A 9,423-nucleotide genomic window follows, 5' to 3' on the forward strand; every position below is an offset into this window, starting at 1 on the left:
TTTTTGCTGAATGACTTTTTCGAGACTGTGATGATCAATAACGATCGGCTGTTGGTGCAGATCCTGCTCCTGGTGCTGTTTGGCGCGAGCTTATGGGTGATGGCGCCGTTCTGGTCGGCCCTGTTCTGGGGCGCGGTACTGGCATTCGCCAGTTGGCCACTGATGCGCCTGCTGACCCGCTGGCTCAATGGCCGCGAATCCCTGGCAGCGGCCCTGCTGACCGTGGGCTGGATGGTGCTGGTGGCGGCGCCGCTGGTGTGGCTGGGGTTCAACCTGGCGGACCATGTGCGCGACGCCACGGCGTTCATCAAGGACGTGCAAGTCGACGGCCTGCCTGAAGCGCCGCAGTGGCTGGGTGGCATTCCCCTGGTGGGCGAGCGGCTGGTGGTCATCTGGAACAGTGTCGATCAGCAGGGCGCGGCGATGATGGTGTCGCTCAAGCCTTATCTGGGGCAGGTCGGCAACTGGTTGCTGGCGCGTAGCGCACAGATTGGCGGCGGCATCCTCGAGCTGACCCTGAGCATTGTCTTCGTATTCTTTTTCTATCGCGACGGCCCACGGTTGGCGGCCTTTGTTCATGGATTGCTGGAGCGGCTGATCGGCCACCGTGCCGGTTACTACATCGAGCTGGTTGCCGGCACCGTGCAACGGGTGGTAAACGGCGTGATCGGCACCGCCGCGGCCCAGGCGGTCCTGGCGTTGATCGGCTTCCTGATTGCCGGGGTCCCCGGGGCACTGGTGCTCGGTATCGTGACCTTCCTGCTCAGCCTGATTCCCATGGGGCCGCCGCTGGTATGGATTCCAGCCACTGCCTGGCTGGCCTGGAAGGGCGAGTACGGGATGGCGGTGTTCCTCGGCGTATGGGGCATGTTCATCATCAGCGGCGTGGACAACGTGCTCAAGCCTTACCTGATCAGCCGGGGTGGGAATTTGCCGCTGGTGATTGTGTTGCTAGGGGTGTTTGGTGGGTTGATCGCGTTCGGATTCATTGGCCTGTTTATCGGGCCGACGTTGCTGGCCGTGGCTTACAGCCTGTTGACCGACTGGAGCAAAAGCCATTCGCGGATTGATGACCGTCGCTGAATTCAATCCTTGCGCTGCACTCAAGTCCTGGGCAGGCGGATGATCGCCGTCAGCCCACCACCGGGCGTTTCTTCCAGGCTGAGCTGCCCGCCCAGGCGTTGCGCTGCCTCGCGAGCAATGGTCATGCCCAGGCCGACGCCGCCGGAGTTGCGGTTGCGTGAGCCCTCCAATCGGAAGAACGGTTCGAATACGGCTTCACGTTTATCCGCCGCGATCCCTGGACCATGGTCGATGACCCTGATCACCAGGTGTTGGCGATTATCTTCGAGCGTGATCAACGCATTCCCGGCATAACGCAAGGCGTTGTCCAGCAGGTTGTTGATACAGGAGCGCAGCGCCATCGGCTGGACTTGCAGCGGCGCGCAATGACCGCTGGCCTGGACGTTTGCCCCCTGATCCTGGGCGTTTTCGCTCAGGGACTCGACCAGCGCCTGCACATCCATCCACTGTGACGCCTCGCTGGTGCGCTGTTCGTGCAGGTAGCCGAGCGTTGCATCGAGCATGCTGATCATGTCGTCCAGATCCTGGCGCATCTGTCCTTGCAGCTTGTCATCGTCAATTTGCTCCAGGCGCAGTTTGAGCCGCGACAGGGGCGTGCGCAGGTCGTGGGACACCGCGCCGAGCATGCGCGAGCGCTGCTTGACCTGCTCGATGATGCGTTGCTGCATTTTGTTGAACGTGTGCGCCGCTTGTCGCGCTTCCCGCGGGCCGGATTCCTCCAGTGGCTTACTGTCGAGGTTTTCACTCAGGCGTTCGGCCGCGTCGCTCAGGCGCTGAATCGGCCGGCTGAGTAATTTGGCGCCGTACCAGGCTGCAATGATCAGCGAGATCAGCTGAAACGTCAGCGGTACCAGTGGTCCGCCAAACCATGGCCTCGCAGGGTGGGGGGCCAGGCGCGGGTCCATCGGCGGGCGTTGACCCGCCAGGTCTTCGGAAAATGTCGGTGGCGTGGGGGGAGGGGGCGGCGGGCCGTAATAGTGAAACCATGCAAATGCCAGCAGGTGTGCCAGGACAATCGCGATCAGCAGTACTCCAAACAGGCGGCCGAACAACGTATCGAAGCGCGCCCGCATCAACCGATGTCCCGGGCGTCAAACAGGTAACCCTCACCACGGACGGTTTTGATCAGTTGCGGGGCCTTGGGATCGTCACCGAGTTTCTGCCGCAGGCGCGACACCAGCAGGTCAATGCTGCGATCGAAGGCTTCGATCGAACGGCCACGAGCGGCATCCAGCAGTTGCTCGCGGCTGAGGACCCGGCGCGGACGTTCAATAAACACCCACAACAGGCGAAATTCGGCATTGGACAGCGGCACCACCAGGCCATCGGCTGCAACCAATTGGCGCAGCACGCTGTTCAGGCGCCAATTGTCGAAACGGATGTTCGCCCGTTGTTCGCTGCGGTCGTCCCGCACCCGGCGCAGAATGGTCTGGATGCGTGCGACCAGCTCGCGGGGTTCGAACGGCTTGGCCATGTAGTCGTCGGCGCCGAGCTCGAGGCCGATGATCCGGTCGGTGGGTTCGCAACGTGCCGTGAGCATCAGGATCGGAATATCCGATTCGCCGCGCAACCAGCGGCACAGCGACAGGCCGTCTTCGCCGGGCAGCATCAAGTCGAGCACCACCACGTCGAAATGCTCCGCCTGCATCGCCAGACGCATGGCGGCGCCATCGGTGACACCGCTGGCGTGGATGTTGAAGCGCGCCAGGTAGTCGATCATCAGCTCGCGGATCGGCACATCATCGTCGACGATCAGGGCGCGAATGCTCCAGCGCTTTTCATCGCCGGGCGCTTTTTGATCGTCGTTCACGGGGGCTGGAGAGTTGTGCATGCGTGGGTTCATCTGCCAGGTAGGCTGCCAACCACAAAGATAGGCTGCGAGGTTGTGGTTCCAGCATAGGCGTCCTGCCCGGAGGCGGGAAGTGCTGAGCCAAGGACGTATTGCGGTTGCCGAGGGTAGCGGACAAGGATGTTGGGGGCGTGTCCTGACTGTACCGAACTCGACACAATTGCCGCAGAGGCTAGTCTTGGCGCAGCGATCTCGACGATTTACCGATCATCGGGTCCCGCAGGGCCATTGGTTCCGCTACAATGCGCGCCGATTTCGACTTGCCTGAGAGCCCACTCATGTCCGCCTGCCAGACTCCTATCATCGTCGCCCTGGATTTCCCTACCCGTGACGCCGCACTGAAGCTGGCCGATCAATTGGACCCGAAACTGTGCCGGGTCAAAGTCGGTAAAGAACTGTTCACCAGCTGCGCTTCGGAAATCGTTGGCACCCTGCGTGACAAGGGTTTCGAAGTGTTCCTGGACCTCAAGTTCCACGACATCCCCAACACCACGGCCATGGCCGTCAAGGCCGCGGCGGAAATGGGCGTGTGGATGGTCAACGTTCACTGCTCCGGTGGCCTGCGCATGATGGCGGCTTGTCGCGAAGTGCTGGACCAGCGCACCGGGCCAAAACCGCTGCTGATCGGTGTGACGGTGTTGACCAGCATGGAGCGTGAGGATCTGGCGGGTATCGGTCTGGACATCGAGCCGCAAAAGCAGGTTCTGCGCTTGGCCGCCCTGGCGGAAAAAGCCGGTATGGATGGCCTGGTGTGCTCGGCCCTGGAAGCCCAGGCGCTGAAATCGGCGCACCCGTCGCTGCAACTGGTGACCCCTGGGATTCGCCCGGCGGGCAGCGCCCAGGACGATCAACGCCGTATCCTGACTCCGCGCCAGGCGCTGGATGCCGGTTCCGATTACCTGGTGATCGGCCGCCCGATCAGCCAGGCCGCAGACCCGGCCAAGGCTTTGGCTTCTGTAGTGGCTGAGCTTGCCTGAATACCTGTAGGAGCCGGCTTGCCGGCGAATGTATCACCGCGGTTCACCTGAATAACCGCGGTGCCTGCATCGCTGGCAAGCCAGCTCCTACAGAACAGCGTCAGACTTTCAGCACCAACTTGCCGAAATTCTCCCCGCTGAACAACTTCATCAGCGTCTCCGGGAAGGTCTCCAGGCCCTCGACGATGTCTTCCTTGCTCTTGAGCTGCCCCTTGGCGATCCAGCCAGCCATTTCCTGTCCGGCGGCGGCGAACTGCGCGGCGTAGTCCATCACCACAAAACCTTCCATGCGTGCGCGGTTGACCAGCAGTGACAGATAGTTGGCCGGGCCCTTGACCGCTTCCTTGTTGTTGTACTGGCTGATGGCGCCACAGATCACCACCCTTGCCTTGAAGTTCAAGCGGCTCAATACCGCGTCGAGGATATCGCCGCCCACGTTATCGAAAAAAACGTCCACGCCTTTGGGGCACTCGCGCTTGAGGCCGGCAACGACATCTTCATTCTTGTAGTCAATGGCGCCGTCAAAACCCAGCTCGTCGATGAGGAACCTGCACTTGTCCGCGCCGCCAGCGATACCGACTACCCGACAGCCCTTGATCTTGGCAATCTGCCCGGCAATGCTGCCCACCGCACCGGCAGCGCCCGACAGTACGACGGTATCGCCGGCCTTGGGTGCACCCACGTCAAGCAACGCGAAGTAAGCGGTCATACCGGTCATGCCCAGTGCGGATAAATAGCGCGGTAGCGGCGCCAGTTGCGGATCGACTTTATAGAACCCGCGCGGCTCACCCAGGAAATAATCCTGTACGCCGAGGGCGCCGTTGACGTAGTCGCCCACCGCAAAGCCAGGGTTGTTTGATGCGATGACTTTGCCCACGCCCAACGCGCGCATCACTTCGCCAAGACCGACCGGCGGGATGTAGGACTTGCCTTCGTTCATCCAGCCGCGCATGGCCGGGTCCAGGGACAGGTATTCGTTCTTGACCAGGATCTGGCCTGCAGCCGGTTCGCCGACCGGTACTTCCTGATAAGTGAATGTTTCCCGGGTCGCGGCACCCACTGGGCGTTTGGCGAGCAGAAATTGGCGATTGGTCTGGGACGTCATGGCAGGCACTCAGGATGAATGAAACCTTGTTGATAGACCCTCGAGGTCGATGCCGCAAGTTCGGCTGATCCGGCGAATACAGTCTTATCCAGTGCGGTGATAGTTAGTACGGTAGTTCCATCACTGCCACTCATGGGGACTCAACCGGCCTTTTGATAGTGCTGCCGGGCCATGGGGGCTGTGGCTATGCTGGGAACTCGCGATCCCCCGCAAACTACTCTTCGAGGACAGCACAATGAACATGACGTTTTCCGGCCAGGTGGCAGTGGTGACAGGCGCGGCAGCCGGCATCGGCCGAGCCACTGCCCAGGCGTTTGCCGCCGAAGGCTTGAAGGTGGTGGTGGCCGACCTGGACACAGCGGGCGGCGAGGGCACGGTCGCGCTGATCCGTACGGCTGGCGGTGAAGCGACCTTCGTGCGGTGCAACGTGACAGTGGAAAGCGATGTAAAGAACCTGATGGATGAAGTGGTCAATACCTACGGCCGTCTCGACTATGCATTCAACAATGCCGGTATCGAGATCGAAAAAGGCAAGCTGGCCGAAGGTACGGTCGAGGAGTTTGACGCGATCATGGGCGTCAACGTCAAAGGCGTCTGGTTGTGCATGAAATACCAATTGCCTTTGTTGCTGGCCCAGGGCGGCGGTGCAATCGTCAATACCGCGTCAGTGGCAGGTCTCGGGGCTGCGCCGAAGATGAGCATCTACGCGGCGTCCAAGCACGCTGTCATTGGCCTGACCAAATCGGCCGCGATTGAATACGCCAAGAAAAAAATCCGCGTCAATGCCGTGTGCCCGGCGGTGATCGACACTGACATGTTCCGCCGTGCTTATGAGGCAGACCCGAAGAAGGGCGAGTTCGCCAATGCGATGCACCCGGTCGGCCGCATCGGCAAGGTCGAGGAAATCGCCAGCGCGGTGCTGTACCTGTGCAGTGATGGTGCGGCGTTCACCACCGGGCATTCATTGGCCGTGGATGGCGGGGTTACGGCGTTTTGATAGCGGATCGACCTCCAGCGTTCTGAAAACGACGCGGGCGTAGCTTTTTGCCATTATTCAGGCGCCAGAGTCTTGTGTTGATCCGGGGCCGTTGCGACTCTGCCGTAACGATAATGGCGGGGGACTGAGTGCAATGAATTCGGCCGTGCAAGGACGTTTTGCCAACCTCGGTATGGCAAAAAAACTGGGTATAGGGTTTGCGCTGGTGTTGCTGCTGACGGCCCTGGTGGCGGCGATCGGTGTATGGTCGCTGCAAACCATCAGCCATCGCTTCGACGGGCTCAAGCAGATGTCTTCGCTCAACAGCGGTTTGCTCAAGGTGCGACTGTTGGAGCAGGAATATGCCTTGCATGGCAGCTCGAAAACCGTCGATGCCCTGCACGCAGGCGTTGACGGCCTGATCGCCCTGGCAAACCAGCTCAAGTCAGCATCGGCGGCCAATGTACCGGTCATGAATGATGTCGAGCAGTCCCTGGGGGCTTACCGCAAGGCGTTTGACGAGTTTGTCTCGCTCAGCCAGGCCAAGGACCTGGCGCTGGAAATGGCCAGTTGGTCGGTGTCCAGCGTGGCCAACAATCTCGACATCCTGCAAGCCGGGCTCGCCGATGATGGCGCTTACACGCTGAAGGAAACCGAAGGCAAGGACGGGGCCGCGTTCATCGAGCAAGCCAGTCAGGTCAGCCAGGTTTCGCGGTTGATGTTGCAAGCCATGAACGAAGCACACGTGCGTCTGGCCCAGAGCCGCAAGGGCGACGACAGCGCCGGGCAGGGCAAGATCGAGCAGGCCAGTCAGGCGCTGGCCCAGGCCGAGCAACTCAAGACCACGGTCAAGGATGAGGGCTACCAGACGGTCCTCAATGAAGTCACCGGCCATATCGCCAGTTTCAGCGACAAGCTCGCTGAGTACACCGGCCTGCTGGAGCAGGAAAAAACCGTCTACCAACAATTGCACCAACGCGCTGCCCAAGTGGTGGAGCGGGTGGATCAGGCCTATGTCGCCGAAGACCAGTCGATGCAGGTGCAACTGAAAAACAACTCGCTACTGATACTCGGCTCTTCGGTGCTGGCCTTGCTGGTCGGCTTGATTGCAGCGTGGGTGATTACCCGCTTGATCGTGGCGCCGCTGCGCTCTGTGATTCGTGTGGCGCAGCAGATCGCTGCAGGGGACCTGAGTGCGAAGGTCGAGGTGACCCGCCGTGACGAGATCGGCCAGTTGATGCAGGCCATGCAGCAGATGGGCGCAGGGCTGAGCCAGATCGTCAGCGGTTTGCAGGCGGGCATCGAGCAGTTGGCCACTTCAGCGCAATCCTTGTCTGCCGTGACTGAGCAGACCAACCTCGAAGTCAGCAGCCAGAAGGAAGAAACCGAACAGGTTGCCACGGCCATGAACCAGATGACCGCCACCGTGCATGACGTTGCGCGTAACGCCGAAGAGGCCGCGCTGGCGGCGCAAACGGCGGATGGCAAGGTTGAAAGCGGGCAGCAGGTGGTGCGCCAGAGTATGGTGCGGATCGAGCAACTGGCGGATTCCGCCACGTCGGCCAGTTCAAGTATCGAAAGCCTGAGCGCGGAAATCCAGAACATCGGCACGGTGCTCGGCGTTATCAAGAGCGTGGCGGAACAGACCAACCTGTTGGCCCTGAACGCGGCCATCGAAGCAGCCCGGGCGGGCGAGCAGGGCAGGGGGTTTGCGGTGGTGGCCGATGAAGTGCGGGCCCTGGCCAAGCGCACCCAGCAATCGACCGAAGAGATCGAGCGACTGGTCAGCGCCTTGCGCGCGGCGGCGCAGGCCTCGGTGCAGCAGATACAAAGTAGCGGTGAGTTAGTGAAGCTGGCCGTCAGCGATGCACTGCAGACCGAGAGTGCGCTGGGGAGTATCGCGGCGGCCGTGTCCTTGATTCAGCAGATGAACCAGCAGATCGCCGCTGCTGCCGAGGAGCAGAGTTCGGTGGCCGAGGAAATCAATCGCAGCGTCACGAGCATTCGAGAGAGTGCGGACCAGTCTTCGCTGGCGATGCAGGGCAACGCGGCGTCGAGTATCGAGCTGGCGCAGTTGGGGGTTGAGTTGAAGGGGATGGTGGGGCATTTCAGGCTTTAATGCTGGCCTGACAGCCGCTAAAAGATCGCAGCCTGCGGCAGCTCCTACTGGATCACATTTCATGTAGGAGCTGCCGCAGGCTGCGGTCTTTTGATCTTCGTGTGTATTACTGCTTTTTTACGTTCGTTCTGTGATCAGTCGTAGATCACTTTCTTCTTCCAGTCCGCATCCGCCTCGACGTCCTTCAGGCCTTCGGTCAATTGGTTGACGTCACCTTCTACCGGAGCGATACGGTCCATGACCTGGTCGTTGGCGCGGGCCAGGAGTTTTTCCAGGTATTCCAGTTGTTCGGCGTAGACCTGGGGTTCCTGTTGTTTGCGCAGGTACTGCACGCCGCGTTCGAACGCCAGTCGCGCTTGGCCGGGCTGGTTCTGCTGCAGGGAATGCTGGCCGAGGTTGTTGAAAAACTCGATGTGCAGCAGCACAAGGATATGGCGCACTTGACGAATCCAGCCCTTGGCTTCATTGGGTGGCAAAAAACCATCCTGGGCAGCGCGGGTGATTTGGCCGTGCAGGGCTTCGAGCAGGAAACGCACGTCCTTGGCCTTGGCCTCGGTCTGGATCGGTGCCGGCGGGTTGTTGACTGGAATTGATTCGCCCTGGCCGACCAGAGCCTCCAGTTCAGTAATCCGTGCCTTGAGGTTGGCGCTGGTCTTTTCCAGGTTCAGCAGGCGTTGGCAAACATTCAGTTCCAGGCGCGTCAGCAACAGTTTCAGCGCTGGCGTCATCAACTGGCCGGGAAACGTCTCGGTGATCTCCCCACAGCGACGCAGTCGATCATTGAGTTCAACCTTGGTGCGGGCCCTTTCCAGCTTATTGTTTTCCACCACATGGTTGATGTAGCCAATGGCGATCAAGAGTGCAATCCCGGCTACGACGAGCAGGGTGATCATGAGTGGTGTCACCGGTAAGACCTCTTTATAGGGTTTGCATGCGAGTGAAGTGGCCTGGCCTTCAGGCGCCTGGCTCGGCGTGGCTGAAGGTTTATCGGCCGCGGTCCGCGTATATAAATGCTGGCACTCTGAAGCATATTGCCATCACTCATGGCGTCGACTATAACGTCTTGGCGAGTGTCAGAATATAGGCGCCAGACCCCAGGCGACAGAAAAGCCGGGAGGGGTCGCAAAGCAGCGCGAAGTCATTGATTTAAATAAATTTATAACAGGGGGTTGACGACCTCTCAATCCATCCATAGAATGCGCGCCACTTGCAGCGTAAAGCGAACAGCGAAACGAAGCAGGGAGTGAATGTTGTAGTGTGTCCCCTTCGTCTAGTGGCCTAGGACACCGCCCTTTCACGGCGGTAACAGGGGTT

General features: G+C 60.5%; 8 protein-coding genes. 4 read left to right on the forward strand and 4 right to left on the reverse strand.

Annotated elements, in window-relative coordinates; all coding sequences use genetic code 11:
* Positions 1–30: 30 nt before the first annotated feature.
* A complete protein-coding gene (locus QLG10_RS10390; protein ID WP_110754253.1) occupies positions 31–1,083 on the forward strand; it encodes an AI-2E family transporter in 1,053 nt (350 codons plus the stop codon).
* 20 nt (positions 1,084–1,103) lie between these two features.
* Here QLG10_RS10390 and QLG10_RS10395 read toward each other — a convergent pair whose 3' ends face one another.
* Both QLG10_RS10395 and QLG10_RS10400 read right to left on the reverse strand, forming a co-directional pair.
* Positions 1,104–2,156: a HAMP domain-containing sensor histidine kinase gene (locus QLG10_RS10395; protein ID WP_188263742.1), complete on the reverse strand. Its 1,053-nt coding sequence runs from the start codon at positions 2,154–2,156 to the stop codon at positions 1,104–1,106.
* Positions 2,156–2,914, reverse strand: coding sequence for a response regulator (locus QLG10_RS10400; protein WP_110754179.1), 759 nt, complete (start codon positions 2,912–2,914; stop codon positions 2,156–2,158). Before QLG10_RS10400 ends, QLG10_RS10395 begins: the two co-directional genes overlap by 1 nt.
* A gap of 296 nt (positions 2,915–3,210) precedes the next feature.
* On the opposite strand from QLG10_RS10400, the gene pyrF reads away from it, so the two are divergent.
* A complete protein-coding gene (pyrF, locus tag QLG10_RS10405) occupies positions 3,211–3,909 on the forward strand; it encodes an orotidine-5'-phosphate decarboxylase (protein WP_282487311.1) in 699 nt (232 codons plus the stop codon).
* 100 nt (positions 3,910–4,009) lie between these two features.
* Here the strand turns inward: pyrF and QLG10_RS10410 are convergent, their stop codons facing one another.
* On the reverse strand, positions 4,010–5,014 hold the full coding sequence (locus tag QLG10_RS10410; RefSeq protein WP_110754177.1) for an NADP-dependent oxidoreductase: 1,005 nt from the start codon (positions 5,012–5,014) through the stop codon (positions 4,010–4,012).
* Between the two features lie 235 nt (positions 5,015–5,249).
* On the opposite strand from QLG10_RS10410, the gene QLG10_RS10415 reads away from it, so the two are divergent.
* Positions 5,250–6,011: an SDR family oxidoreductase gene (locus tag QLG10_RS10415; protein ID WP_282487312.1), complete on the forward strand. Its 762-nt coding sequence runs from the start codon at positions 5,250–5,252 to the stop codon at positions 6,009–6,011.
* Positions 6,012–6,144: 133 nt separating this feature from the next.
* Entirely contained in the window at positions 6,145–8,109 is a 1,965-nt protein-coding gene (locus QLG10_RS10420; protein ID WP_282487313.1) for a methyl-accepting chemotaxis protein, read from the forward strand.
* Positions 8,110–8,243: 134 nt separating this feature from the next.
* Here QLG10_RS10420 and QLG10_RS10425 read toward each other — a convergent pair whose 3' ends face one another.
* A complete protein-coding gene (locus QLG10_RS10425) occupies positions 8,244–9,002 on the reverse strand; it encodes a hypothetical protein (protein WP_177411676.1) in 759 nt (252 codons plus the stop codon).
* Between the last annotated feature and the right edge of the window lie 421 nt (positions 9,003–9,423).

It is taken from the genome of Pseudomonas sp. V98_8 (assembly GCF_029967975.1).
GTDB classification, from domain to species: Bacteria; Pseudomonadota; Gammaproteobacteria; order Pseudomonadales; family Pseudomonadaceae; genus Aquipseudomonas; species Aquipseudomonas umsongensis.

Bases quoted from the DNA above. Each gene is read 5' to 3' on its own strand.
- QLG10_RS10390 (WP_110754253.1), top strand. From the start codon at position 31: ATGATCAATAACGATCGGCTGTTGGTGCAGATCCTGCTCCTGGTGCTG.
- QLG10_RS10395 (WP_188263742.1), bottom strand. From the start codon at position 2,156: ATGCGGGCGCGCTTCGATACGTTGTTCGGCCGCCTGTTTGGAGTACTG.
- QLG10_RS10400 (WP_110754179.1), bottom strand. From the start codon at position 2,914: ATGCACAACTCTCCAGCCCCCGTGAACGACGATCAAAAAGCGCCCGGC.
- pyrF (WP_282487311.1), top strand. From the start codon at position 3,211: ATGTCCGCCTGCCAGACTCCTATCATCGTCGCCCTGGATTTCCCTACC.
- QLG10_RS10410 (WP_110754177.1), bottom strand. From the start codon at position 5,014: ATGACGTCCCAGACCAATCGCCAATTTCTGCTCGCCAAACGCCCAGTG.
- QLG10_RS10415 (WP_282487312.1), top strand. From the start codon at position 5,250: ATGAACATGACGTTTTCCGGCCAGGTGGCAGTGGTGACAGGCGCGGCA.
- QLG10_RS10420 (WP_282487313.1), top strand. From the start codon at position 6,145: ATGAATTCGGCCGTGCAAGGACGTTTTGCCAACCTCGGTATGGCAAAA.
- QLG10_RS10425 (WP_177411676.1), bottom strand. From the start codon at position 9,002: ATGATCACCCTGCTCGTCGTAGCCGGGATTGCACTCTTGATCGCCATT.